Consider the following 24,047-nt stretch of genomic DNA (forward strand, 5'->3'; position numbering starts at 1 on the left):
ACCGCATCACAGCCGGGAGTGACCTGATGCCCTCGCCTCTGCCAGCCTGCGTCCCCTTCTTTCTGCCATGCGCCTGATCCCGCTGCTTGCTCTGTGGCTATTTCTGACCTGCCAGTCGGCTCTCGCCGCACCGGGCCGGGTGCTCAACATCATCGTGGGTGAATGGCCCCCTTTCGTCTCCGAGCAGTCAAAACAGCACGGGCCAGTGGCCCACCTCATCAGCGATCTGTTCAAGGAGGCGGGCTATGAGGTGAAGTTCCACTTCGCCCCCTGGGGTCGGGTCTATTCGCTGGCGGCCAACAGCCAGCTCTACGACGCCACCGCCGTCTGGATGCACAAACCGGAGCGGGAGCTGGATTTTCTGTTCAGCGAAGCGGTGCTGCAGGAGCAGTTTGTCTTCTTCTCCCTCAAATCACGGCAGCTGCAGGCCGAGCGCCTTGAGCAGATCATCGGTATGCGGTTGGGGGGTGATATCGCCTATAGCTACGGGCCCGAGCTGGACAAGATGGTGGCCGATGGCAAGGTAACCCAACAGAAAGTCACCGACGTGAAGCAGAATTTCGGCAAGCTGCTGCGCGGGCGGATCGACCTCTATCCACAAGAGCTGCGAGTCGGTCTGGCCGAGTTGCAGAGCCAGCTCGACCCCGCCAGCGCGGCACTCATCACCCACAGTCAAACCCCTTTTCTGCGCAACGACAGCTTCGTGATGTTCCCGCGCAAGATGCCGGGCTCAGCCAAACTGCGGGATCAATTCAATCAGCAGTTGCAGCAGGCCATCGCCAGCGGACGTTATAAGCGCTACTTCGAACGGCTGGCCCGGGGGGAATATTGACCTTGGCGAGGCAAAAACAGAGGGGATAAAACAACGGTGGCGGCCCTTTGTGGCCGCCACCTCTGTGATGCTTGTCAGCTGCTGGCATTAGCCGCTGATGCCCACCTCCAGCTTGAACGGCGTCTTGGCCTTGCTGCTCTCGGCCGCCCCCATCTGGTAGACCCGAATGGTATAAGTGCCCTTGGCGGGCAGGGTCGCCTCAAAGTTGTTCCCTTCGGTAGAACCGATAAACATCGCCTCCCCCTTGCTGCCCGGCGGCAGAATATTGAAGTAGGGCTTGCCGGTCAGGATCACCACCATGCTCTGGCCCTTGTTGGCCGTCAGCTTGTAATCGAGGGTCTGGCTACCCTGAATGGTGCCGTTGATAGTCGCCCCTGACTCCCCCTTCTTGAACTGCACCTGCTGGGTCTTGATCCCGTCAGCCGCCTGCGCCACGCCCGCAATACCACCGAAGAGCGCAGATGCACATACCGCTGCCAGCCATGCTTTTCTCATCATTTGTCATCCCTTGTGTGAATGGAACCCCTGTTACTGTTGCTCAAGGTGGCCCAAAAAACCATCGCCGTTTGCGGCATCGCTCAATCAATTTGCCATCACCATCGACCCGCCATCAAAAGGGGCGCCGCAGCGCCCCTTCTCTTTACTCTTTGTCGACCATCAACTTGATTTGCCCGCCTTGGGCTCATCGAGGGTGTGTTTCACCTCTTCATACCAGAGGTCGTGGTGCTCCTTGGCCCAGGTCTCGTCCACCTCGCCGGTCACCATCCCCTCCAGCGCCCCTTCCAGCTGGAACAGCCCCATGTAGATATGAAAGATAAAACCGCAGATAAGGATCAAGGCGCCGACGATATGGATAAAGCTGGCCCACTCCATCTGGCGGCGCAGCTGGCCAAAGATGGGGAAATCGAGGAACAGCCCGGTCGCCACGACTATTCCGCCAAACCAGATCAGCAGCCAGAAGATCGCCTTCTCGCCACCGTTGGAGAAGCCCGCCGAGGGGTGACTTCCCTTGTGCTTGCCGAGCATGCCGCCAAACTTCATGAACCACTGCACATCCACCATGTTGACGATGTTGTGGCGGAACCACTTGATGAGTACCCCCATCAGGCAGAGGAAGAAGAGCGGCCCCACGTAGTTGTGGAACACCTTGGCAAACCAGATCCAGTTCTCCCACACCCCGAGGCTCACCACCGGCTTGATGAAGTACTTGCCGTAGATGATGGCCAGCCCCGACCCGGAGAGGGTCAGGAACATGGCCGCCGTGGTCCAGTGCAGCGCCCGATCCAGCCTGCTCCAGCGCTTGAGCTTGCGCCCGGTGCGCGGTTTGGAGAGCTTGGTCTGCCCCACCACCAGATACATCAGGCCACACATGGCGAGCGACCCGAAAATAGCGATGGCACCGAGCGGCGACACCCACTTGGTCTTCACCTCAAACCAGAGTTGGCCCGGCACCGAGATAAGTACCCCGTGCTCCGGCGAGCGGGAGGTGGTCACCCCCTCCTGCCCATCCTTCACCGCCCGCCAATAATCGGCGCCGGCAAAGCCGACCGCCTCTTTCTCGGCATCGGCGAAACTTGCGGTACTCACCAGCAGCAGGGCAGCAAACAGGGCCATTAGCCAGGTTTTCATGCCGCCCCTCCCTGCTTGTTCAGCTTGCTGGCATCGTGGAACAGCTCATCGCCATTACCCCAAGCCGCGTCCTTGGCACCGCGATAGGCAACCCGCTCGCGGAAGATGTCGGAGATGACCTGCGCATCCCCTGCCAGCAGTGCCTTGGTGGAGCAGAGCTCGGCACACATGGGCAGCTTGCCCTCGGCGATACGGTTGGCACCGTATTTCTGGCGCTCCGCCTCGCTGTGATCCTCTTCCGGGCCGCCAGCACAGAAGGTGCACTTGTCCATCTTGCCCCGATCGCCAAAGGCGGCGGTCTTCGGGAACTGGGGCGCCCCGAACGGGCAGGCAAACAGGCAGTAGCCGCAACCGATGCAGAGATCCTTGTTGTGCAGCACTATGCCGTCGTCGGTGTGATAGAAGCAGTCGGCCGGACAAACCGCCATGCAGGGGGCATCGGTGCAGTGCATGCAGGCGACCGAGATGGAGGTCTCTCCCGGCAGGCCGTCGTTGAGGGTTACCACCCGGCGACGCTGGATGCCCCACTCGAGGGCATCGTCGTTCTCGTTCTTGCACGCCGTCACACAGCCGTTGCACTCGATGCAGCGCTTGGTGTCACACATGAATTTCATTCTGGCCATGGGATCAGGCTCCTACTTTGCGAAAACGGCACAGGGTGACCTTGGTCTCCTGCATCTGGGTGACCGGGTCATAACCATAGGTGGTGACTATGTTGACCGACTCCCCCAGCACATAGGGGTCAGACCCTTCCGGATATTTGGATCGCAGATCCTTGCCCTCGAAGTGGCCGCCGAAGTGGAACGGCATAAAGGCGAGCCCCGGTTTGACCCGCGGGGTCACCAGCGCCTTCACCTTGACCCGGCCCCCTTCCGGCCCCTCGACCCACACATCCTGACCGTCGCGCACGCCGACATCGTTGGCATCCGCCGGGTTCATCTCGACAAACATCTCCTGCTGCAACTCGGCCAGCCAGGGGTTGGAGCGGGTCTCATCGCCGCCCCCCTCGTATTCGACCAGACGGCCGGAGGTGAGGATGATCGGGAACTCCTTGCTGACATCCTTCTCCTGCACCGAGGCGTACTGGGTCGGCAGGCGCCACAGGCTCTTGGCATCGGGCCAGGTAGCATAATCGGCCAGCAAGTCGCGGCGCGGGGTATAGAGCGGCTCGCGGTGCTTGGGCACCTGATCCGGGAAGGTCCACACCACGCAGCGCGCCTTGGCGTTGCCATAGGGGACGAAGCCGTGCTTGATGGCAACCCGCTGGATACCGCCGGAGAGGTCGGTTTTCCAGTTCTTGCCCTCGGCTTCCTTCTTCTCAGCCTCGGTCAGCTCATCCCACCAGCCGAGCTGCTTCATCAGGTCGGCGGTGATCTCGGGATAGCCATCTTCTACTTCGCTTCCCTTCGGCCAGGAGTCTTCGGCGAGCAGCGAGACGCCCTGATACTCGATGCCGAAACGGGCGCGGAAACCGCCGCCCCCTTCCGATACCGGAATGCTGATGTCGTAGAGGATATGGCTGCCCGGGTGCTTCATCTCCGGGGTGCCCCAGCAGGGCCAGGGCAGACCGTACACTTCGCCACTGACCGGGCCGCCCTCGGCCTTGAGGTTGGTCTTGTGGAAGGTGTGCCAGTTCTGCTGGTGCGCCTTGAGCCGTTCCGGGCTCTGGCCGGTGTAACCCACACTCCACATGCCGCGGTTGTATTCGCGGGTGATGTCTTCCAGCAGTGGCTGGTTGTTCTCTACCTTGATGTGCTTGAACAGCTGGTCGGCAAAGCCGAGCTTCTTGCTCAACAGATACATGATCTCGTGGTCGACCTTGGATTCGAACAGGGGCTCAATCACCTTGTCGCGCCACTGCATGGAGCGGTTGGTGGCGGTAACGGAGCCATAGGTCTCGAACTGGGTGGTGGCCGGCAGCAGGTAGACGCCGTCGGTGCGATCGTTCATCACCGAGGCAACGGTGGGATACGGGTCGACAATCACCATCATGTCGAGCTTTTGCATCGCCTTCTTCATTTCCGGGCCGCGGGTCTGGGAGTTGACCGCATGGCCCCAGTAGAACATGGCGCGGATATTGGAGCCCTGCTCGATGAGATCGGCGTTCTCCAATACCCCATCCACCCAGCGGGAGACCGGAATGCCGTTGTTGTTCATCGGCAGCTTGCCGTTGTAGGCCTTGTTGTCGAAGCGCGCCTTGATCCACTCGTAATCCACATCCCACACCCGGGCCCAGTGCTTCCAGGAGCCCTCTTCCAGCCCGTAGTAGCCGGGCAGGGAGTCGGAGGTGACGCCAAAGTCGGTGGCGCCCTGCACGTTGTCGTGACCACGGAAGATGTTGGTGCCCGCCCCGCTCTTGCCCACGTTGCCGAGGGCCAGTTCGAGGATGCAGTAGGCGCGGGTATTGTTGTTGCCTGTGGTGTGCTGGGTACCGCCCATGCACCAGACCACGCAGCCGGGGCGGTTGTCGGCCAGCAGCTTGGCGGCGCCATAGACCTGCTGCTCGTTGAGGCCGGTCACCCGCTCCACTTCGGCCGGAGTCCAGCGCGCCACCTCTTTTTGCACCTCGTCCATGCCGTAGACGCGGGTGCGGATGAACTCCTTGTCTTCCCAACCGTTCTTGAAGATGTGCCAGAGCATGCCCCAGATAAAGGCGACGTCGGTACCCGGACGCAGAGAGAGGTACATATCAGCCTTGGCGGCGGTGCGGGTGCGACGCGGGTCGACCACCAGAATCTTGCAGCCGTTGCGCTCTTTCGCCAGCAGGATGTGCTGCATGGCGACCGGGTGAGCCTCCGCCGGGTTGGAGCCGATGAACATGATCGACTTGCTGTTGTGCATGTCGTTCAGGCTGTTGGTCATGGCGCCGTAGCCCCAGGTGTTGGCGACGCCAGCGACCGTGGTGGAGTGGCAGATCCGCGCCTGGTGATCCACGTTGTTGGTGCCCCAAAGCGACGCCATCTTGCGAAACAGGTAGGCCTGCTCGTTGGAGTGCTTGGCGGAGCCGAGCCAGTAGACGCTGTCGGGGCCGGACTCCTTGCGCAGACGCAGCACCTCGTTGCCCACCTCTTCGATGGCCTGATCCCAGCTGATGCGCTGCCACTTGCCGCCCACCAGCTTCATCGGGTACTTGAGGCGACGCTCACCGTGGCCATGCTCGCGCAGGGCCGCCCCCTTGGCGCAGTGACCGCCAAGGTTGAAGGGGTGATCAAAGGCCGGCTCCTGACCGGTCCAGACGCCGTTTTGCACCTCGGCATAGACGCCGCAGCCCACCGAACAGTGGGAGCAGATGGTGCGCTTCACCTCGACCGGCACCTCGGCGGCGACGGTTTTGGCCTCGGCCCGCTGCATCATGGCAGGAGCCAGCCAACCGGCCGCCACGGCGCCACCGGCCACCAGACTTGAGTTGACCATAAAGGCACGGCGGGTCAGTCCCTGGCCGCGAATGGCCTGATTGCCCTGCTCACCCGCCTGGGGCTGCTCGGCACGTTTTGTCAGTTTCATGAGTTCTCCTTCACTGATCCGGCTCAGTCGGTGCCGCGCAGGGTGCGATAAAAGTCGTGAACATGGGGGGTCTCCCGATAGCCCTTGTCAGGCTCGGTGTCGTGGGTCAACACCTCTTTGCCCACCACCCGGCCGGTAGCACCGGCCAGCACACCTATGGTGGCAACCACGCCAACTTCCTTGATCAGATTGCGGCGGGACGGGTCTTTCAGCTGTTCATCGCTCATTCTTGTGACCTCTGTTGTTGTTCTTGCTGGCGCCTGCGCGCCAGCTTCGCGTCCAATGGGATATCTCGTCTGCTCGTTTTGTTATGCGCAGATAAGGGCGTTCAGCCCGGCACCACGCAGGCGCCAAACGGCAGGCGCAATTCGTTTTCCAACTTGAAGAAATCTTCGGCAAGGGCCCCGACTGCCCGGTAGAAGCTGCCCCCTTTCGCCTGTTGCTGATCGCGGCAGCAAGCGAGTACCCAGGGGGCAAGGTGGCGCTCATAGAAGCGGTTGCGCTCCGGATGCTGCTCGGCAATCAACACCGCCATCACCTCACAGAGGGCGGCGAGATGATCTTCCGGCTCGCACACTCCGCTCTGGCGCTCGAAACCGAGGGACTGCAGATCTGCGCGCAGCACTGCCAGCGGCAGCTCCATCAATGAGCCGGTGAGATACCAGGAGGCAAACGGCACGATCTCCCCGCGCCCCAGCCCGATAAAGAGATCCTGATACTCCTCGGCAAGCTCGTTTTCGTGGTGGCTGCTGGCCGCCAGCTGCACCAGCCCCAGCCCTCTGGCAAAGGGGCCCGGCATAGCCTGCAACCCTTGCAGCCAGGCGAGCTGTTCGCCACGGGGGGCGGCGCGCCAGAGACTCGCCAGCAGGGCGTAGAGATCGGCGCTGCTCTGTTCCAGTTCGGTCATGGTCAGTTCGCCAGTCTTTTCGTTATGTTGTTCACTCATCACTGGCCCCTCATACCTTGAGCTGGGAGACGGGATCCGCCGCCAGCGCCGCAAACACGTCCTTGACCCGACAGTCCTCGCACATCAGCAGCCGCTGGGCGGCCTCGTTCTGGAAGTGAGAGTGACCAGCCAGTTTTTGCTGGATGCGGCGGATCATCGAGGCGGGTGCAAACGGCTTGGAGCAGCGAATGCAGCAGGCAGCCTCTTCGGCTTTGAGGCTCTGCACGGCGCGGCGCGCCTCGGGCACGGGTTGCAGGCGGGGCGTGAGCACGATGGCCTGCTCGGGGCACGCCTTTTCGCACATGCCGCACTGGATGCAGTCCTGCTCGATAAAGTTGAGACCGGGCGTGTGCCCAACTGCATGCAGGGCGCGGCTCGGGCAAACCGCCACGCAGCCCATGCAGAGGGTGCAGTCAGCTTCTTTCAGTTCCACACTGCCGTAAGGGGCGCCGTGGGGCACCGCCAGCGGCTCGCGGCTCCCCTCGTTGGCCTGCCAGAGGGCATCGAAGGCGGCAAACAGGTTCTCCCGTTTGTCCCCTTTGAGCGGCTTCTCCAGCAGGGCAACGGTTGGCTGGCCGGAAACAGGCTCACCAGCATCTGCGTCAAACAGAGCAATGCGATCGGTAGCAAGCCCAGCGCCCGCCAGCAGCACGGCGGCGCTGGCCAGCTCCCGCTCAACCAGCGCACGGACGCTTTCGGGGGCATCGTCACCCAGCGCAATGCGCACCGTGCTGGCACCGTAGGCGAGTGCCGCGAACCAGCTCTCGATACCCAAACTCGCGCTCTCCTCCACCCAGACCGGCAGCCAGTTGGCGGGCAAGCGGGTGAGCTCGGCTTCCACCCATTTGCGCTCGTTTTCACCGGCGATCAGCAGTTGGGGCGCTTCACCGCCCGCCTCCCGGTAGTGCTTGAGCAGGCGCAGCAAGTAGTCTCCGCTGGTGTTGGCATCGGGCTGGTGATAGGCAATCGCCCCGGTCGGACAGGCTGAGGCGCAGCTGCCAAAGCCCTGACAGAGATGGGGATCGATCTGGATGCGACCATTGATGGGCTTGAGGGCATCGGTCGGACAGACATCGAGGCAGCGGCTGCAACCGGGCACGCCGCGGGCGGTAAAGGCGCAGGCCTCGGAGTCGAGGCGAAAATAGCGCGGCTTGTCGAAGATGCCGGTCAGCGCACCGAGCTCGGCAAGCCGTTCGGCAAGCCCTTGGTCATCAAAGAGATGCAGATAACCGACCGGCGGGCGCTCCAGCGCAAAAAGCGGAGCGCGGCCCAGATCGGCTACCAGATCAAAGCGCGGTTCGCCATTTTCCGCAGCCTGCTGAGTAAAACAGATCGCCGCCAGAGAAATACGCTCCCCCTGACCATTGAGGCCAGTGAGCTGGAACTGCCCCAGATAGCCTGTCAGGCTCGGTTCGCGCAGGGTCAAGGCCGCGAGGGATGCGGTGGCATCGAAAATGGTTTCGAGATCTGCTGCCTCGGCATCGTGGACCACTTCGGTCACCAGCAGGGTGGGCTTCACCCCGGCGGGCAGCAGGCTGGCAGCGCGGCGAATGCGATCTTCCGGGCCGACCAGCAGCAGGCGCCCCTGACTCTGGTAAGAGACAGTGGCCGGGATCAGGTTGTCGGTCTTGACCGTATGCTGCAGGGCATAGGCGCGAGCGCGCGCGTTATGCTCGGCCGCCCCCGCCCCATGGGCAAGATTGGAGGCCAGATTTGGGGTCAGATTTGGCAATGTTTGTTCAGTGCTCACATACGCTCCTGTGCGCGCCACCTCATGGGATGGGCGCTTGTTGGTAAGCCGAGAGAGCAAGAGGCGAGCCAACTCCCCCGGAAAAAAAGTGACTGACAGGGAGTCAGGATCCTGAGGGTTCCATTCCCTTACCTTTGGTTGGGACATTTTGTCCACCACAGGAAACCAAAATGTCCCGATCGTCGGTGTGGGTTTGAGAATGGTTATCAGCCAGCTCGTGCGGCTCGGCGGCAGGTTCGCTGGCAAGCGCAACCGGTTCAGCAGACCCGCTGGCCGGGTTGGCCGATTCGCTCTCCGGGGCGATCACCTGCTCCACCAGCCAGTTGCGCAGTCCGGCGGTCAGGGCCGCGGGCAGCAATTCGGGCTGGCTGAAATCCTGGGTGTAGTCGTCGAGCCCATCCGGTTTATGGCTGCGAAACATGGCCCGCAGCGCCTCCTTGTCGGGGAGTTTGGCCTTGCCCGGCTGGGCTGTTGTTAGCGGCGGTTCGCCACTCCCAGCCCCCTCCACGGCACGCGGTTCACTACTCCCCTTGTCAGTGCTGACTACGGGGCAATCCAGCGCAGTATCTGGAATTTCACCTTCGCCACTGCCTTCGATGGGGGTAGCAACCACCTCGGAAATGACCTCTTCCCTTGGCTGCAATACCTGATGCTTGCGCGCCTCGCTCTTGCGAGACGACCAACGTTTGAGGAACTCACTCATGGGCGTTGTTTCCGGTCTTGTTTACGGCACAGGTTACGGCGTCACTGCCACGCTCGCGGCCATCGGGGCCGGTGGCTTTCACGGCGCCACAGCTGGCTTGATCTACCGTATCGACACCAAGCTGATCCTGCGCCCGTCCCTTGCCCTTCTTGCCCTTGCGACGGGCCTCCAGCAGCTCGCCGTGACGACCGATAAAGGCCTCCACCCAGGCTTGCAGCGCCTCGGGCAGCGGGCAGGAGAGCACCTGCCGCTCGCCATCCATATAGGCGGCGGCCACGGTCTGGCTCAGGGTCAGACCATCGGTCACAAAGCCATTGTCCACGCGGCTTCCGGTGACAAAGAGGCGAGGCGAGCCGGAGCTCAGATTGAAGCGATAATCCCCCCGCTCGTCACGAAACAGGGTAAGAGGCAAGGCACCGGCAGCCTCGGGCTCGGCGGGATGAAGCGCCGCAATCTCGAAACGGCGGCTCTGCCAGCGGCCAACCTGACTGTCGATGGCCTTTAACTCCAGTTGCAGCCAGCGCTGCGGGGGCAAGGTATTGGTGGTGTCTTGCACTGTCACGGCTCCCATCAGAAGGTCTCTGCCGGGCCGCCCTCCCCCTTGAACCACCCCGTTTGGGGCGTATCACAGCAGGAGATTCAGGGCGGCCACGGCCATCAATGGGATAAGACATAGCAAGAGTGGGGCCAAGGCCGGTTTGGTGGTGGATGGAGGCTTTAATGCGGGTTGGCCTGTCATGCGGAATATGGGTTGGCGCGGGCGTAGGTTGGTGCAGAGCGCAGCGAAGCCCAACATGTGGCATAACATCAATCCACCAGAGACTGATAGAGGGAATGGCAATAATCGAATAACACCAGATTATCCGATTATTGCCTTGATAAGAATGTTCGCGGTAAACATTGGGCTTCACTTCGTGAAGCACCAACCTACGATTTATCCAAACATACGAAACACTTATTTTCGGAACTCATCCCCCCTTATGTTTTCAAATGTTTTTTCAACTAGGTCTATCATTTCCGGCATGCCTGATTGATACATGGCTTTAAGAATTGTAATAGCATTTGCTGCTGGACTATCCATAACCCAGCGAACATCATTGAATGTATCATGGCTGAAACCAACAGGCCCAACACCACGAAATTTCATTATTGACCCATTAAATTGGCATCCAATAAAATGCTTACCATCAATTTCTACAATTTCTGGTCCAAATATCTTATCAACAACCTTCTCCATCTCAACATTATCAAGCAACATGACTCCATTTTCTTTCCAATGTTGTAACTCGCTCTCGATAGAAGCTTTATTTTGTTGAGATTCATTAAACATTGTTTCAATGGCTGAAGTATGCAATTTTGATTCTGTAAGACTACTATCCAATAGATTATATTTTTCCTCTAATTCCTTCAGGTCTTTAATGGCTTTTTCATGCTCGGGAGTTTTTGTCGACCTAAACCAATATATTGAAATGAGAATAGGTGTTAGTACAATACAAATAACCCCCCAAACAGGCATAGTCAACAAAACATTTATGTATGATAAAATCTCAACTGCTCCAGACACTTCTAGTATAAAAGCAGCGACTATTGAAGCTAATACACTAAAGAAGAACTCTTTCTTACCCATATACACCCCCAGCACACTTTAACATTAAAACTTAAGGAATTTTAAATACATGTAGAAATTAGCGCAAATTAAATTCTTTAATTAGTAAACACCATAATTAAATCTGACACCGAGACATTAATGAAATTAATATCACTACAGGTTTCTTCAAACATTGTCATCTGTTGGAAAAATATCGCAACCATTTTTTTCTATCTCTGGTAAAGCCCCTTTAATATCTGGAACAAAACTTGCTGTATCCCTCCCCTTAGATCCCGGCAACCGGTCGCGAGGGGCCCATGACACCGACCTTTATCAAAAGCAATGCCGCAGCCCAGCTCACCATGGCCGTCGAGGTGATGGATGAGCAGGGCACAATGAACACCCGCCAAATCGCCTGTGAGCGGCCTCTGACGGTCTACCTCAACTGGAAGGAGATAGTGACCCTGATGACGCTGGGGGCCCGCCCCGAGGCGCTGGTGCTGGGTTATCTGAAAAATCAGGGCTTTATCGAGGATATCTCGGCCATCGAGTCGGTGATTGTCGACTGGGATAGCGAGGCCGCCGCCGTGGTGAGCAGCCAGCAGGCCGACGATCTCGACAAATCGCTGGAGAAGAAGACGGTCACCTCAGGCTGCGGTCAGGGCACCATGTATGGCAGCGTGATGAAGAAGCTCGAAGGGGTGGTTTTGGCGGCGCCCGAGCTTAGACAGAGCACCCTCTACGCCCTGCTCAAGGCGCTGTCGGCCCATAACGAAACCTACAAGATGGCGGGTGCAGTCCATGGCTGCGCCATCTGTCGCGGTAGCGAAATCCTCTCCTTTGTCGAGGATGTGGGGCGCCACAATGCGGTGGATACCCTGGCGGGTGAGCTATGGATGCGCGGCGAAAGTGGCCACGACAAGATCTTCTACACCACGGGGCGGCTTACCTCGGAGATGGTGATCAAGGTGGCGCAGATGGGCATTCCGGTGCTGCTGTCGCGCTCCGGCGTCACCCAGATGGGGCTGGATCTGGCCCGTCAGCTCGGCATCACCATGATTGCCCGCGCCAAGGGGCGCCATTTCGAGGTATTTAGCGGCCACAACCATATGGTGCTGGACGAGAAGCCGCCGGTGCTGGCGCCCGGTTCAGCCAGTCGCGGGATGCGGGATTAAACCATGAACGAGTTTATGAACGTGAAGCAGGTGGCTGAATACCTCGATCTCAACGAGAAGAAGGTCTACCAGCTCGCCAACGAGGCGCGCATCCCCGCCACCAAGGCGACCGGCAAGTGGCTGTTTCCCCGCTCCCTGCTCGATCGCTGGCTACTCGGCAGTTGCCACGAGGGGGTGATGAACGACCGGCTGCTGCTGGCAGGTTCAGACGACGTGCTGCTGCACTACGCCAGCAGCCGCTTGGCCCAGCAGCTCGGCACCCAGGCACTGGTGGGCTACACCCCGTGCGGCACCCGTCAGGGGCTGGCGATGCTGGCGCGCGGCCATGTGGATCTCTGCGCCATCCACTGGGGGCAGGCCGAGGAGGCGCACCTGCGCCACCCGGCGCTGGTGCAGCAGTATCAGGGCCACCGGCAATGGGTGATCGTTCATGGATTCAGGCGGGTGCAGGGGCTGGTGCTGCGGCAAAGGCTGCAACCCAAGGAGGCGAAAGAGGCGCTCGACTGGCGCTGGGCCATGCGTCAGGAGGGGGCTGGCAGCCAGCGCGCCCTGCAGGAGTGGCTGCAAACCCAGGGGGAGTCGCTGACCCGGTTGGAGCGCACCCTCGAGGTCAACAGCGAGCGGGAGCTGGCCGCCGCCATCAGCCGCGGCGATGCGGACGTCGGGCCCGGCGCCCAGAGCACCGCCACCGAGTTTGGCCTCGGCTTTATGCCCTTGTCGCAGGAGTGTTTCGATCTGGTTATGCCGCAAGGGGTCTTCTTTCGCACCCTGCTGCAACAGCTGATCGGCTGGCTGCAATCCCCAGAGGGACGCGAGCTGGCGGCCCGCCTCGGCGGCTATGACCTGACCCAGAGCGGCAAGCTGGTGTGGAGTCCGCAGTAAATAACCACTCACTCACCGACAAAAACAGCCCGTCAACCATGTTGACGGGCTGTTTTTGTCACGGGCCTTTTTATAACAGCCTCAATCGCTTGTCTCACGCCCCTCGGCATTGAGGGCGATGCGCCACCCTTCCAGTTTCGCAGGCTCGCTGCCACTGGGCAGCAGGGCGTGGCTGCGCAACCGTATGGTAAAGCAGCTCCCCTGCCCCGGGGTGGAGTCCACCAAGAGCTCCCCGCCCCAGCGGCTGATGATGCGATGGCTCAGGGCCAGCCCCAGACCGGTGCCGGTGGCGCGAGTGGTGAAGAAGGGGTCGAAGATCTTGTCGATAATGGCCGCCTCGATGCCGCTGCCGTTATCGATCACCCGCACTTCAGCCCCGCGCAGCTGACCCAGTTCATCGACCCAGTCGCGGCTCTCGACCCGGATCTCCCCCTGCTCCCCCAGCGCATGGCTGGCGTTGACCAGGAGGTTTATCAGCACCTGCAACAACTGCTGGCGATCCGCCTCGATGGGCTGCTGGGCCCTGAGATCGGCCACCAGCTCCACCTGCTGCTGGCGCAGGGCGGAGCGCACCAGCGTCAGGCTCTCCTCGATGATGGGGTTGAGGTGCTGCCACACCGGCGCGGTCTCGTAATCGCCGGGGCGCGAATATTGCAGCAGGCTGCGGGTGATGGCGCGAATGCGCTCGATCTGGGCCAGCACCAGCGCCAGCTCCTCGCTGACCGGCTCGGCCGCCTCTCCCAGCTCCAGCTTCATCAGCTCCACATTGCCGAGGATCACCGCCAGCGGGTTGTTGATCTCGTGGGCCACCCCGGCCGACAGCTCCCCAAGGGCCGCCAGCTTCTCGCTGATCAGCAGCTGCTGGCGCGCCTCGGTCAGCATATGGATATGATCTTCCAGCTCGGCAGTCTTGAGCTCGAGGCTTTGGGTACGCTCGGCCACCTTCTGCTCCAGCTCGTCGGCGCTGCGGGCCATCTGCTGCTGGTGCGCCTCCTGCCTGTCCAGCATGGCGTCAAACTGGCGACCGAGCTGGGCCAGCTCGTGGTCGGGGTCGAGGGCCAGCGGGCCGATGCGGGCCGACTCCCCGGCCTGCACCTGCCGCACCACCTTGTGCATCCGCTCGATGGGGGTGAAGAGATCCCGCGCGCCGCGATAGACCAGCAGGCCGGAGAGCAGCAACAGCAGCACTACGCCGGAGCCCAGCTCCACCAGATTGGTGAGGTAGGTGCGGATGATGGGCCACTCGAGAAAGCCGACATAGAGCATGCCGAGCCGTTCGCCCCTAGCTCCCAGCAGCGGCTCGTAGCCAGAGACATACCAGGCGTCGTGGACGAAAGCGCGGTCTATCCAGATATCCCCCTGCCCCAGCACCTGTTCGCGCACCGGGGGCGAGACCCGGGTGCCCACCGCCCGGCCAACCTGACGGCTGCTGCTGACCGGCACATTGGTGCTCACCCGCAGATCATCGAGAAACAGGGTGACCGTACCTATGCTCCCCTCTGGCAGGGTGTTTTTGGCAAACACCTGACCCTTGATCTCATCCACCAGCCGGGTGCTGCCGTTAATCAGCTCCCCCCCCTCCAGCACTGCCCAAAGGGATCCGTCGCGCCCCATCACAGGCGTCAATGACAGACTGATCAGCCCCCGGCTCTCCACCGCTTTGGTGCCATCCCGCTGCCACAGCACGGCTCGCTTGGCCAGTTGCGGGGAGAGGGCGAGCATCTCCTGCTGCGACCAGACCACGAAGTGACTGACGCTGCGTCCGGCATTCAGGGTCGTCAGCTCCTGCGCCGTCAGAGCCTGAAGCTCGGCGCCGCTACGCAGGCGCAGAAAATCGAGACCATAGTTGGCAGCCAGCGGCATCACCCACTCGTCCAGCCGGGTTGGTGACTCACGCAGCCGCAGCTGAAAAGCCCAGGCATCCCGAAGATGTTCGAGGTGCTCGGCCTGACGCTGCTGCTGCACGCTGACCGCATGATGGGCGACGCCAAGGTCGCTGCGCACCGTGGTGAGCAGGTTCTGCCAGCTGTAGGTGAGGGTCCAGTAGAGGGTGAGCGCAATCATGCCCACCAGGGTGAGCATGATGGGTACCGAGGTGAGCAACAGCAGGCGCCAGCGCACTTTGGTTCGCACGCAGCGGGGGAGCAGAGTCAGTTTCATCGCCACCCCATCCGATCACCCTTTATCATTCGATGGCCCACTCCTTGAACTTGCGATCCAGCGTCTTGCGCGCCACCCCGAGCACCCGGGAAGCGGCCGACTTGTTGCCATCATGGCTCGCCACCACTTGCAGAATATGAGCCTTCTCCACCTCCGCCAATGGCCACTCCAGCGGGTAGCCCGCCTCGCTCCCGCCGGCTTCGGCAGGCTTGACGCTCTGCCAATATTCAGCGGGCGGCTTGCCCAGCAGCAGGCAGCGCTCAATGAGGTTGCGCAGCTCGCGTACGTTGCCGGGCCAGGGATAGGCCTGCATCGCCACCACATCCTCGTGGGTCCAGCTCAAGGAGCCCATCCCCATCTCGGCGGTGAGCTGGCGGGTAAAGTGGTGTACCAGCGCGGGGATGTCGTCAATGCGATCCCGCAAGGGTGCAACCGGCAGCGCCACCACGTTGAGGCGATAGAAGAGGTCCTCGCGAAAGCGGCCCGCCTCCACCTCGGCCTTGAGGTTGCGATTGGTGGCGGCGACGATGCGCACATCCACCGATAATTCGCGCTCGGCCCCCACCGGGCGAATGGCCTTCTGCTCCAGCGCCCGCAGCAGGGAAGCCTGCATGGCAAGGGGCATCTCGCCGATCTCGTCCAAGAAGAGCGTCCCCTGATGAGCGACCCGGAACAGGCCGTCACGCCCCTTGCGGGCGCCGGTAAAGGCCCCCTGCACATGGCCAAACAGCTCGCTTTCCAGAAGCTCCGGGGCGATAGAGGCGCAGTTGAGGGGCACAAAGGCCCCCACCCGGCCAGAGAGCTGATGCAGGGCGCGGGCCACCAGCTCCTTGCCGGTGCCGGATTCCCCCTCCACCAATACGGCGGCGTTGGAGGGGGCCACTCTGGCGATCAGGGTCTTGAGCTCGCGGGTCTTGGCGCTGTCGCCGATCAGAGTGGGCGGGAACAGCTTGCTCACCTCCCGACGCAACAGCAGGTTCTCCCGCTCCATCTGACGGCGCTCGATGACCCTGTCCACCGCTTGCACCATCTGCTCCAGGTTGAAAGGCTTGAGGATAAAGTCGCAGGCTCCCAGACGCAGCGCCTTGAGGGCGGTCTCCATATCACCAAAACCGGTCATGAAGATGATGTCGCTGCGACGGGTGCCGGGCTCGATAGCCTCGTGCCACTCGATACCGGAGCGTCCCGGCATCCGGATATCGGCGATGATGAGATCGAAGTGAAGGCGGCAGCGCAAGGCTTCCGCCTCCTCCACACTGGCGGCTGTCTCTATCTGGGCGAAACGCTTGGCCAGCGCCTTGGCCAGAAAACTGCGCATGCCGGGCTCATCGTCAACGATAAGCAGGGAGAGGGCAGACCAGAGACCGGGAGAGGCTGTCATGGAAAAAAGTACCTCGAATACAGGTAAGGTCGAAGAATGTCCCGATAACCGGAACCTTTGTGGGACATTTTGTCCTTCCCGCAGCAAAATCACCAACACCAATTATTAAAAGCGATAACCGGCTCACCTAATTGCCACCATTAAATAACTGTTTTTTAAGGGCAAAGAGCTAATCTCTGTTATCAGAATCAGTTTGGCACCCCGCTTGCTTGGTCGTTTCCTCTCTCACCGACCCTGAAAGTTGCATCACGATGACGATTAAAACCAGCCTCAAACGTTTTGCCCTCTCCCTCGCCGCCAGCCTGCTGATCGCCGGTGCGGCCCACGCCGAAGCGGATACTAATGCCACAAAAGCGCCGATCCGCCTCGCCACCACCACCAGCACCGAGCAGTCCGGTCTGCTGGGCTGGCTGCTGCCCCAGTTCACCAAAGAGACCGGTTATCCGGTGCAGGTGATGGCGGCCGGTACCGGCCAGAGCCTGAAGATGGGCGAAAACGGCGACGCGGATCTGGTGATGACCCACGCCCCCTCTGCCGAGAAGAAGTTCGTTGATGCGGGCTTTGGCATCGAGCCGGTACACCTGATGTACAACGACTTCGTTATCGTCGGCCCGGCGAAAGACCCGGCGGGTCTGGCTAAATTGCACGACGCGGCCAAGGGGCTGCAAGCCATCAAGGAACAGGGCCAGACCTTTATCTCCCGCGGTGACGAGTCCGGCACCCACATCAAGGAGAAGACCCTGTGGCAAGCCGCAGACGTTAAACCCGAGTTTGCCGGTTACAAATCCATCGGCCAGGGGATGGGCCCGACCCTGACCATGGCCTCGGAGCTCGGTGCCTACACCCTGACCGACCGCGGCACCTGGCTCGCCTACCAGAGCAAGCTGGATCTCGCCGTGCTGCTGGAGGGTGACAAGCGCCTGTTCAACCCCTATCAGGTGATCCTGGTCAACCCCAAGCGCTACCCGGACCTCAACACCGAAGGGGCGCGCACCCTGAAGAACTGGCTGGTCTCCGAGCATGGCCAGAAGTTGATCGGCGACTTCAAGGTAGCCGGTCAAGCGCTGTTTGTGGCGGATGCCAACGGGAAATAATGGCAACCCCGACCCCTGCGATGACCTTGATGGCCCTCACCCGGTTCGCTGAGGGAGGCGCCTGATGCCGACATTGATCGACACGACATTAGCGGCCCTCACCCTGCTGTTCAGTGGTGACACCGAACTGTGGCAGGTGGTGGGGGTCTCCTTCTCCGTCTCCGGCATCGCCCTGCTGCTGGTGTTGCTGCCCGCCTTGCTGCTGGGCTTTGCCCTGGCCTATCTGCCGCTGCCCGGCCGCTGGCTCTGGCTCTCCTGCATCAATACCCTGCAATCGGTGCCGACCGTGGTGATTGGCCTCTTGCTCTATATGCTGCTGTCGCGGGCCGGCCCCTTTGGCGACTGGAAGCTGCTCTTTACCCAGCAGGCGATGGTGGTGGGGCAGATGCTGATCGCCTTCCCGGTGATCGCCACCATGGCTCACGCGGCGTTTGTCCAGAGCGATCGGCGCGCCTGGGAGACTGCCCTGACCCTGGGGGTCTCCTGGCCCAAGGCGCTGATCGGCCTGATGCGCGAGTGCCGCTTTGGCCTGCTGGCCGCCATCATCGGCGCCTTCAGCCGCATCGTCACCGAGGTGGGCTGCTCCATGATGGTGGGGGGCAATATCCTGCACTTTACCCGCAATATCCCCACCGCCATCGCGCTGGAGACCCAGAAAGGGGCCTTCACTCAGGGGGTGGCCCTCGGCATAGTGCTGCTCACCCTCGCCCTCTTGCTCAACCTGCTGCTGACGGCCTGTCGCGGCCACAGCTATCTGAAGAACTGACCATGCCCCCACTGTGTACCAACAGGAGTACCCCATGGCCCTGACCGCCCACCAGCTAACGATGCGCTTTGGCGAGCGCCAGCTGTTCGAGATTGACCGGCTCGCCATCGCACCGGGGGATGCCATCTGGCTGCATGGAGCCAACGGGGTGGGCAAGACCACCTTGCTCAAAATCCTGGCGGGGCTGCTGGCACCCACACGCGGCCACACCAATCTGCCGGGGCGCTGGCAACAGCGGCTCAACCGGTTGCTCAAGCGGGATCTGGGGCCGGGCCGGGTTACCTATCTGCACCAGACTCCCTATCTGTTCGATCGCACGGTGCACGACAACGTGGCCTGGGCGCTCGATAAACAGCTCGGCAGCGAGATCCGGGTGTTCGAGGCGATGGCCCGTGCCTGGGCACTGCAACCGGCCTTTCTGCTGATGGATGAGCCCACCGCCAATCTGGATACACATTCGGTTGCCCTGATGGCCGCATTGGCGCAAGATCTGCGGGAACATGGCAGCGGCCTGGTAGTCATCAGCCACCAGAGCAATGCCCTGACCGACCTGTGCGAGCGGCAATGGACCCTCGCCCGTGGCCAGCTGCAAGAGACGACCCCTTTAAAAATCATCGAGCGACATGACTTCAAAAAGCGACAGCCACTCTGATCCCGTTGCCGTATCAGCAGTGATCCTGGCAGGAGGCCGCGCCACCCGGATGGGGGGCGAAGACAAGGGATGGGTAGCACTGGCGGGACGCCCTCTTATCGACCATGTTTTGGCGCGCCTGCGCCCCCAGGTAGATGAGGTATTGATCAACGCCAACCGCAGTCAGGCCCGCTATCAGGCGCTGGCCCCGGTCATCAGCGATGACAACAACGACTATCTCGGCCCGCTGGCGGGCATGCAGGCAGGTCTTGCTGCCGCCCGTCACGACTGGGTGTTGTTTGTCCCTTGCGATGGCCCCGCCCTGCCGCTGGATCTGATGAGCCGCTTTCGCGCCGCCCTGACCCCGGATACCGAGCTGGTAGTGGCCCACGATGGCGACTGGTTGCAACCCGTGGTGGCCCTGCTGCACAAATCCCTGCTCCCCTCCCTCACCGCTGCGTTGGCAGAGGGAGAGCGCAAAATCGATATCTGGTTTGCCCGCCACAATATGGCGGTGGTGAGCTTTGCCGATCAGCCGGATGCCTTTATCAATCTCAATAGCCCTGCCGAGCTGGCCGCCTACGAGGCCCGTCTGCTCGCCCCGGCTATCGACCCCCAACAAGGAGTCACCTCATGACCCCGGCCCCCACCCTTCCCCTGCTCGGCTTCGCCGCCTGGAGCGGCACCGGCAAGACCACCTTGCTGGAGCAGTTGATCCCCCTGCTGGTGGATCGCGGCCTGCGCATCGGGGTGCTCAAGCACGCACACCACGACTTTGATATCGATCAGCCGGGCAAAGACAGCTATCGTCTGCGCAAGGCGGGTGCCCAGCAGATGATGGTCGCCTCCCGTCGTCGTCATGCTCGCATTACTGAAACAACGCACGGCGAGACCGAGCTGGCCGAAGCGGACTTTCGCCAGCTGCTGGCCAGCTTCGATCAAACAGAGCTCGATCTGCTCTTGGTCGAGGGGTTCAAGCACGAACACTTCCCGAAAATCGAGCTGCACCGCGCCGAGATTGGCAAGCCGCTGCTCTTCCCCGAAGACAGCGACATCATCGCGCTGGCCAGCGATCAGCCCCAACAGAGTGGCGAACAACAGCAGACAAGCCTGCCTCGCCTCGATATCAACGATCTGGCGGCCATTGCCGACTTCGTCTGCCGCTGGCTTGACGGCTGCCAGAGCAAGGAGCCGGAGGCGGGCAAGGGCTTTCTCTCGGTCGAGGCGGCCCGCAACGCCATTCTGGCGGCCCTCACCCCGAGCACGGCCTGCAGCGACAAACCGCTGGCCCAGAGCCACGGCGCCGTGCTGGCCGCCGATCTGATAAGCCCTATCAATGTGCCGCCCCACGCCAACTCGGCGATGGATGGCATTGGCCTTCGTAGCGACGATCTCGCCGCCGGCCGCTGGCAACTGGTGGGGGAAGTGCTGGCAGGCCAGCAGCGCCACGAGCCTGTGCTGGCCGGTCAGGCGGTGCAGATCATGACCGGCGCCCCGCTGCCCCCCGGTGTCGATACCGTGGTGATGCGTGAAGAGACGCTGATTGAAGGTGAGTGGGTTACGGTCACCGCACCGATCCAGGCGGGACAGAATGTGCGCCTCGCCGGGGAAGATCTCGCCAAAGGTGCGGTCGCCATCCCGGCCGGTACCTGGCTTGGCGCCCCCCAGCTGGGGCTGGCGGCATCACTCGGTCAGGCATCGCTCTGCGTGCGCACCCCGCTGAAAGTGGCGCTGTTCAGTACCGGCGACGAGGTACAGGCCCCGGGCGAACTGCTCGCCCCCGGCCATATCTTCGACAGCAACCGCTTCACCCTGATGGCCCTTATTCGCGCCGCCGGTTGCGAGGTGATGGACCTTGGCATCATTCCCGATGACAAGACCATTCTGCGCCAGCAGCTGGAGCAGGCCGCCGCCAGCGCCGATCTGGTGCTGAGCTCGGGCGGGGTCTCGGTGGGCAATGCCGACTTTATCAAGCTGGTGCTGGCGGAGCTCGGCCAGATCGATTTCTGGCGCATCCAGATGCGGCCGGGCCGCCCGCTCGCCTTTGGCAAGCTGGGGCAGACCCCCTTCTTCGGCCTGCCGGGCAATCCGGTGGCGGCGATGATCTGCGTGCTGCAGTTTGTCGAGCCCGCCATCGCCCGCTTGCAAGGCAAGCGGTGGCAGCCGCTGCGCCTCTCGGCACTGGCAGACGAGAAGATGAAGAGCCGCCCGGGACGCACCGAGTTTCTGCGCGGCATCTTTCATCAGGACCGTAACGGCCAGCTGCGGGTGCGCACCACAGGGCCACAGGGCTCGGGCATTCTCAGCTCCATGGCCGAGGCCAACTGCCTGATTGAAATCGTACCGGATCAACCCGGGATCGCCGTTGGCGAGCGGGTCTGGATCCACCCCCTGCAGGGACGACTGGCCTAAATCCCGACGGGGCGTCGGCCGGATGCACGGCGCCCCGTCACCCACCTGACAGGAGGCAGACCGTGCGTCTTGATGCCCCCCTCTCCCGACTCGATCTGCTGGTCTATGGCCGCTACCGGATCGTCCATGGCCTGCGCATTGCGCTCGCCTTTATGCTCACCTTTCTGCTGACCCGCGAGCTGAAACTGCCGGAGAGCACCTGGCCGCTGATAACCTTGGTGGTGGTGATGGGCCCCATCTCGTTTTGGGGCAATGTGCTCTCCCGCGCCCTGCAGCGGGTGGTGGGCACCATCTTCGGCGCCAGTTGCGGGGTGGTGGCGCTCTATCTCGAGATCTACTCGCTACCACTTACCCTGATCTGGTGCGGGTGCATCATGTTCCTCTGCGGCTATCTGGCCCTCGGCAAGCGCCCCTATGTGGGGCTGCTGATCGGCATCACCCTGGGAGTCACCATGGGGGCCATGCCGGGGGATATAGAGACGGCGCTGTGGCGCAGTGCCGATGTGATACTGGGCTCCCTGCTGGCGCTGCTCTTTTGCAGCATCTATCCCCAGCGGGCCTACAGCCACTGGCGCCTGCAGTTGCACCAGATCTTGCAGCAGTCGGGGCGGCTCTATCACACCCACCTATCCCCCAATGTGCTGGAGCGCCCGCGCCTCAAGCACAATCTCTCCCAACTGCTGGCACAGACCGGCAAACTGCGGGCCCTGCTGGCCCCGGCGGCCAAGGAGACACGCCACAGCGTCGCCCTGTTTGATGCGGTGCAGGTCACCATGCGCAACACCCTCTGCACTCTTGAGATGCTGGCCAACACCTACTGGAACGATCGGGAGAGCCACTTCCTGATGCAGAGCACGGCTGCGCTGCAAGCCTGCCATCTGGCCACCGAGGAGGCGATCAACCAGCTTGCCCTGATGATGCAAACCGGTGACGGTCGCGGGGCCGATGCCGCCATCGCCCGCCTGCACGAGGTGGCGACCCAGGTATCGCTGCCGCCCAACGCAGAGGCAGCCATCAATGGCTACCTCTGGCTCAACGTCCAGCTGACCGAACAGCTCACCCACCTGCGCCGCCTGCTGGGACTGATCCTCACCCCGCCCCATCGCAAGCAACCGGACTAGATCCAATGCAAAACGCCCCGCAGTTGCGGGGCGTTTTGCTGTCTGACTGGCCGTTTGGGCAATGAAGGCAGCAAATCTTAACTGGCATTGGCCAGCGGCTGCTCGGTGGTGAGGTAGAGGGAGAAATCCTGAATACCCGCCTGCAGGGCGGCAAAACAGTCAGGGTCTATCGCGGTGCCCAGATTCTCCGCCATCATCTCCAACGCCTGCGGCACAGGGATGGCGCCGCGATAGGGGCGCTTGGCGGTGATGGCATCGAAGATGTCGGCTGTGGTGATGATGCGCGTCTCAAGGGTAATCTCGTCCCCTTTCAGCCCCTTGGGGTAGCCATTGCCATCGAGCCTCTCATGGTGGGCGCCCGCCACTTGCGCCAGCTCCTCGAAGGCACCAATACGGCTCAGGATCTCCTCGGTATAGGCGGCATGCATCTGCACCGCCGCCCACTCCTGCGCATCGAGTTTGCCCGGCTTGTCGAGAATGGCATTGCTCACCCCGAGCTTGCCCACATCATGGAGCAAGGCGCCCCGCTTGAGCCAGCGTCGACGCGGCTCGGACAACCCCATCTGGGTGGCAAGAATGTCGGTATAGAGCGCCACCCTGCCGCTGTGACCCGCGGTGTAGGGACTTTTGGAGTCCACCACCTGCCCGAAGGCCGCCGCGATTTCGTCCAGATAATCCTCATCCAGCGCTACCTCCCCCTGCCCGACCGGGTGGACCAGGACCCACTCGGTCAGTCGGGGATCGGCCAGTCCTTGCCAGAACTCCTCGTCGGCCAGCGCTTCAAATTCCCGAACCAGTGCCGGATCAAACCAGCTGCCGCTGCGCTCGCGCAGCTCCTTGAGCGCCGCATCCGGGCCTGCTGCTGCGTGAAACACATCCACCACCTGACAGAGCAGGGCAATGCGGGAGAAGAGCGGGATCGCCTCGCCAGCCAGTTGCAGGGGCCGACCTTTGCCATTCCAGTGTTCATCAAGGGAGAGGATGCCATCAGCCACTTCGTCACTGAAACGGAGCTGGCGAGCGATATCCGCCCCCCGATGACAACGGGTCTGGATCAGTTCGTTGGCAATCTGGTCGCCGTTGCGAAAGATATGAAACAGGCTGCGAAAACGTCCCAGCAGATCCGCCTGCAAGCCGGTGTGGCCCAGCACGAAGTTGACTACCTCGGAGAGGGAGCCATCCACCAGTTTGAAATCGCGTTTGAAGTGAAGATCGTCGGTGAGATAGAGCTCGCAGATACGGGCAGCATTGCTGCTGCACCCAAGATCCTTAAGCAGGAGCGTGTAGTAGAGATCATGGCGCAGACGGGCGTCCAGTCCCAGCCGCTCCCCCAGACGGGAACCTATCCAGCAGCAGCGAATGCAGTGTCCTCTTGGTTGTCCCTCGGTCATGTCGAGCGCATGACTGAGGGAACCAATCAACTCCGCCAATCGCAATCCATTCACCGTCATAGTCTACTCCCTTAGACATCAT

General features: G+C 61.8%; 22 protein-coding genes. 9 read left to right on the forward strand and 13 right to left on the reverse strand.

The window, feature by feature from the left end; genetic code table 11:
- Nucleotides 1-67 precede the first annotated feature (67 nt).
- Complete coding sequence (locus G5193_RS06440; protein WP_201949959.1) at nucleotides 68-832, forward strand: substrate-binding periplasmic protein; 765 nt, start codon at nucleotides 68-70, stop codon at nucleotides 830-832.
- Between the two features lie 87 nt (nucleotides 833-919).
- Here G5193_RS06440 and G5193_RS06445 read toward each other — a convergent pair whose 3' ends face one another.
- The 10 genes from G5193_RS06445 to G5193_RS06490 form a co-directional block, all read right to left on the reverse strand.
- Nucleotides 920-1,330, reverse strand: coding sequence for a hypothetical protein (locus G5193_RS06445; RefSeq protein WP_013723543.1), 411 nt, complete (start codon nucleotides 1,328-1,330; stop codon nucleotides 920-922).
- A 159-nt stretch (nucleotides 1,331-1,489) separates the two neighbouring features.
- The gene (locus G5193_RS06450; protein ID WP_005334792.1) at nucleotides 1,490-2,461 is read right to left on the reverse strand and encodes a formate dehydrogenase subunit gamma; all 972 of its coding nucleotides are present in this window, start codon (nucleotides 2,459-2,461) and stop codon (nucleotides 1,490-1,492) included.
- The gene (gene fdh3B, locus G5193_RS06455) at nucleotides 2,458-3,084 is read right to left on the reverse strand and encodes a formate dehydrogenase FDH3 subunit beta (RefSeq protein WP_005334799.1); all 627 of its coding nucleotides are present in this window, start codon (nucleotides 3,082-3,084) and stop codon (nucleotides 2,458-2,460) included. Before fdh3B ends, G5193_RS06450 begins: the two co-directional genes overlap by 4 nt.
- 4 nt (nucleotides 3,085-3,088) lie before the next feature.
- A complete protein-coding gene (locus G5193_RS06460) occupies nucleotides 3,089-5,965 on the reverse strand; it encodes a formate dehydrogenase subunit alpha (protein ID WP_421205470.1) in 2,877 nt (958 codons plus the stop codon).
- 23 nt (nucleotides 5,966-5,988) lie between these two features.
- Nucleotides 5,989-6,192 (reverse strand): transcriptional initiation protein Tat, encoded by a 204-nt coding sequence (locus tag G5193_RS06465; RefSeq protein ID WP_124253156.1) that lies wholly within the window; start codon nucleotides 6,190-6,192, stop codon nucleotides 5,989-5,991.
- A gap of 101 nt (nucleotides 6,193-6,293) precedes the next feature.
- Nucleotides 6,294-6,911, reverse strand: coding sequence for a TorD/DmsD family molecular chaperone (locus tag G5193_RS06470; RefSeq protein WP_227342184.1), 618 nt, complete (start codon nucleotides 6,909-6,911; stop codon nucleotides 6,294-6,296).
- Between the two features lie 10 nt (nucleotides 6,912-6,921).
- The gene (locus tag G5193_RS06475; protein ID WP_421205473.1) at nucleotides 6,922-8,661 is read right to left on the reverse strand and encodes a 4Fe-4S dicluster domain-containing protein; all 1,740 of its coding nucleotides are present in this window, start codon (nucleotides 8,659-8,661) and stop codon (nucleotides 6,922-6,924) included.
- 103 nt (nucleotides 8,662-8,764) lie between these two features.
- Entirely contained in the window at nucleotides 8,765-9,364 is a 600-nt protein-coding gene (locus G5193_RS06480) for a DUF3306 domain-containing protein (RefSeq protein ID WP_421205475.1), read from the reverse strand.
- The gene (locus tag G5193_RS06485) at nucleotides 9,357-9,935 is read right to left on the reverse strand and encodes a DUF3305 domain-containing protein (protein WP_421205477.1); all 579 of its coding nucleotides are present in this window, start codon (nucleotides 9,933-9,935) and stop codon (nucleotides 9,357-9,359) included. The genes G5193_RS06480 and G5193_RS06485 overlap by 8 nt, the downstream gene beginning before the upstream one ends.
- A 384-nt stretch (nucleotides 9,936-10,319) precedes the next feature.
- Nucleotides 10,320-10,991: a hypothetical protein gene (locus tag G5193_RS06490; protein ID WP_421205479.1), complete on the reverse strand. Its 672-nt coding sequence runs from the start codon at nucleotides 10,989-10,991 to the stop codon at nucleotides 10,320-10,322.
- Nucleotides 10,992-11,269: 278 nt separating this feature from the next.
- On the opposite strand from G5193_RS06490, the gene G5193_RS06495 reads away from it, so the two are divergent.
- Together G5193_RS06495 and G5193_RS06500 are read left to right on the forward strand one after the other, a co-directional pair.
- Nucleotides 11,270-12,127, forward strand: coding sequence for a formate dehydrogenase accessory sulfurtransferase FdhD (locus G5193_RS06495; RefSeq protein WP_421205481.1), 858 nt, complete (start codon nucleotides 11,270-11,272; stop codon nucleotides 12,125-12,127).
- 15 nt (nucleotides 12,128-12,142) lie between these two features.
- Complete coding sequence (locus G5193_RS06500; RefSeq protein WP_421205510.1) at nucleotides 12,143-13,009, forward strand: substrate-binding domain-containing protein; 867 nt, start codon at nucleotides 12,143-12,145, stop codon at nucleotides 13,007-13,009.
- Between the two features lie 81 nt (nucleotides 13,010-13,090).
- Here G5193_RS06500 and G5193_RS06505 read toward each other — a convergent pair whose 3' ends face one another.
- Together G5193_RS06505 and G5193_RS06510 are read right to left on the reverse strand one after the other, a co-directional pair.
- Nucleotides 13,091-15,169: a sensor histidine kinase gene (locus G5193_RS06505; protein WP_421205483.1), complete on the reverse strand. Its 2,079-nt coding sequence runs from the start codon at nucleotides 15,167-15,169 to the stop codon at nucleotides 13,091-13,093.
- 25 nt (nucleotides 15,170-15,194) lie between these two features.
- Nucleotides 15,195-16,550 (reverse strand): sigma-54-dependent transcriptional regulator, encoded by a 1,356-nt coding sequence (locus tag G5193_RS06510; RefSeq protein WP_111900509.1) that lies wholly within the window; start codon nucleotides 16,548-16,550, stop codon nucleotides 15,195-15,197.
- 251 nt (nucleotides 16,551-16,801) lie between these two features.
- Here G5193_RS06510 and G5193_RS06515 point away from each other — a divergent pair, with 251 nt between their 5' ends.
- From G5193_RS06515 to G5193_RS06540, 6 genes are all read left to right on the forward strand, one after another.
- On the forward strand, nucleotides 16,802-17,644 hold the full coding sequence (locus G5193_RS06515; RefSeq protein ID WP_201997972.1) for a substrate-binding domain-containing protein: 843 nt from the start codon (nucleotides 16,802-16,804) through the stop codon (nucleotides 17,642-17,644).
- A gap of 64 nt (nucleotides 17,645-17,708) precedes the next feature.
- Nucleotides 17,709-18,410 (forward strand): ABC transporter permease, encoded by a 702-nt coding sequence (locus G5193_RS06520; RefSeq protein WP_201997971.1) that lies wholly within the window; start codon nucleotides 17,709-17,711, stop codon nucleotides 18,408-18,410.
- A gap of 34 nt (nucleotides 18,411-18,444) precedes the next feature.
- Nucleotides 18,445-19,062: an ABC transporter ATP-binding protein gene (locus tag G5193_RS06525; protein WP_421205486.1), complete on the forward strand. Its 618-nt coding sequence runs from the start codon at nucleotides 18,445-18,447 to the stop codon at nucleotides 19,060-19,062.
- Entirely contained in the window at nucleotides 19,034-19,678 is a 645-nt protein-coding gene (mobA, locus tag G5193_RS06530) for a molybdenum cofactor guanylyltransferase MobA (RefSeq protein ID WP_111900511.1), read from the forward strand. Before G5193_RS06525 ends, mobA begins: the two co-directional genes overlap by 29 nt.
- Nucleotides 19,675-21,453 (forward strand): bifunctional molybdopterin-guanine dinucleotide biosynthesis adaptor protein MobB/molybdopterin molybdotransferase MoeA, encoded by a 1,779-nt coding sequence (locus G5193_RS06535; RefSeq protein ID WP_227342171.1) that lies wholly within the window; start codon nucleotides 19,675-19,677, stop codon nucleotides 21,451-21,453. Before mobA ends, G5193_RS06535 begins: the two co-directional genes overlap by 4 nt.
- Before the next feature lie 62 nt (nucleotides 21,454-21,515).
- Nucleotides 21,516-22,574 carry an FUSC family protein gene (locus G5193_RS06540; RefSeq protein WP_042054492.1) on the forward strand — a complete coding sequence of 353 codons (1,059 nt, stop codon included), beginning with the start codon at nucleotides 21,516-21,518 and terminating at the stop codon, nucleotides 22,572-22,574.
- A 77-nt stretch (nucleotides 22,575-22,651) separates the two neighbouring features.
- Here G5193_RS06540 and G5193_RS06545 read toward each other — a convergent pair whose 3' ends face one another.
- Nucleotides 22,652-24,025: an HD-GYP domain-containing protein gene (locus tag G5193_RS06545; RefSeq protein ID WP_270905919.1), complete on the reverse strand. Its 1,374-nt coding sequence runs from the start codon at nucleotides 24,023-24,025 to the stop codon at nucleotides 22,652-22,654.
- Nucleotides 24,026-24,047 lie beyond the last annotated feature (22 nt).

The sequence above is a fragment of the Aeromonas sp. 601027 genome, assembly GCF_049174455.1.
Lineage (GTDB): Bacteria > Pseudomonadota > Gammaproteobacteria > Enterobacterales > Aeromonadaceae > Aeromonas > Aeromonas veronii_A.

Coding starts and splice junctions, on each gene's coding strand:
- G5193_RS06440 (WP_201949959.1), top strand. CDS start 68: ATGCGCCTGATCCCGCTGCTTGCTCTGTGGCTATTTCTGACCTGCCAG.
- G5193_RS06445 (WP_013723543.1), bottom strand. CDS start 1,330: ATGATGAGAAAAGCATGGCTGGCAGCGGTATGTGCATCTGCGCTCTTC.
- G5193_RS06450 (WP_005334792.1), bottom strand. CDS start 2,461: ATGAAAACCTGGCTAATGGCCCTGTTTGCTGCCCTGCTGCTGGTGAGT.
- fdh3B (WP_005334799.1), bottom strand. CDS start 3,084: ATGGCCAGAATGAAATTCATGTGTGACACCAAGCGCTGCATCGAGTGC.
- G5193_RS06460 (WP_421205470.1), bottom strand. CDS start 5,965: ATGAAACTGACAAAACGTGCCGAGCAGCCCCAGGCGGGTGAGCAGGGC.
- G5193_RS06465 (WP_124253156.1), bottom strand. CDS start 6,192: ATGAGCGATGAACAGCTGAAAGACCCGTCCCGCCGCAATCTGATCAAG.
- G5193_RS06470 (WP_227342184.1), bottom strand. CDS start 6,911: ATGAGTGAACAACATAACGAAAAGACTGGCGAACTGACCATGACCGAA.
- G5193_RS06480 (WP_421205475.1), bottom strand. CDS start 9,364: ATGAGTGAGTTCCTCAAACGTTGGTCGTCTCGCAAGAGCGAGGCGCGC.
- G5193_RS06485 (WP_421205477.1), bottom strand. CDS start 9,935: ATGGGAGCCGTGACAGTGCAAGACACCACCAATACCTTGCCCCCGCAG.
- G5193_RS06490 (WP_421205479.1), bottom strand. CDS start 10,991: ATGGGTAAGAAAGAGTTCTTCTTTAGTGTATTAGCTTCAATAGTCGCT.
- G5193_RS06495 (WP_421205481.1), top strand. CDS start 11,270: ATGACACCGACCTTTATCAAAAGCAATGCCGCAGCCCAGCTCACCATG.
- G5193_RS06500 (WP_421205510.1), top strand. CDS start 12,143: ATGAACGTGAAGCAGGTGGCTGAATACCTCGATCTCAACGAGAAGAAG.
- G5193_RS06505 (WP_421205483.1), bottom strand. CDS start 15,169: ATGAAACTGACTCTGCTCCCCCGCTGCGTGCGAACCAAAGTGCGCTGG.
- G5193_RS06510 (WP_111900509.1), bottom strand. CDS start 16,550: ATGACAGCCTCTCCCGGTCTCTGGTCTGCCCTCTCCCTGCTTATCGTT.
- G5193_RS06515 (WP_201997972.1), top strand. CDS start 16,802: ATGACGATTAAAACCAGCCTCAAACGTTTTGCCCTCTCCCTCGCCGCC.
- G5193_RS06520 (WP_201997971.1), top strand. CDS start 17,709: ATGCCGACATTGATCGACACGACATTAGCGGCCCTCACCCTGCTGTTC.
- G5193_RS06525 (WP_421205486.1), top strand. CDS start 18,445: ATGGCCCTGACCGCCCACCAGCTAACGATGCGCTTTGGCGAGCGCCAG.
- mobA (WP_111900511.1), top strand. CDS start 19,034: ATGACTTCAAAAAGCGACAGCCACTCTGATCCCGTTGCCGTATCAGCA.
- G5193_RS06535 (WP_227342171.1), top strand. CDS start 19,675: ATGACCCCGGCCCCCACCCTTCCCCTGCTCGGCTTCGCCGCCTGGAGC.
- G5193_RS06545 (WP_270905919.1), bottom strand. CDS start 24,025: ATGACGGTGAATGGATTGCGATTGGCGGAGTTGATTGGTTCCCTCAGT.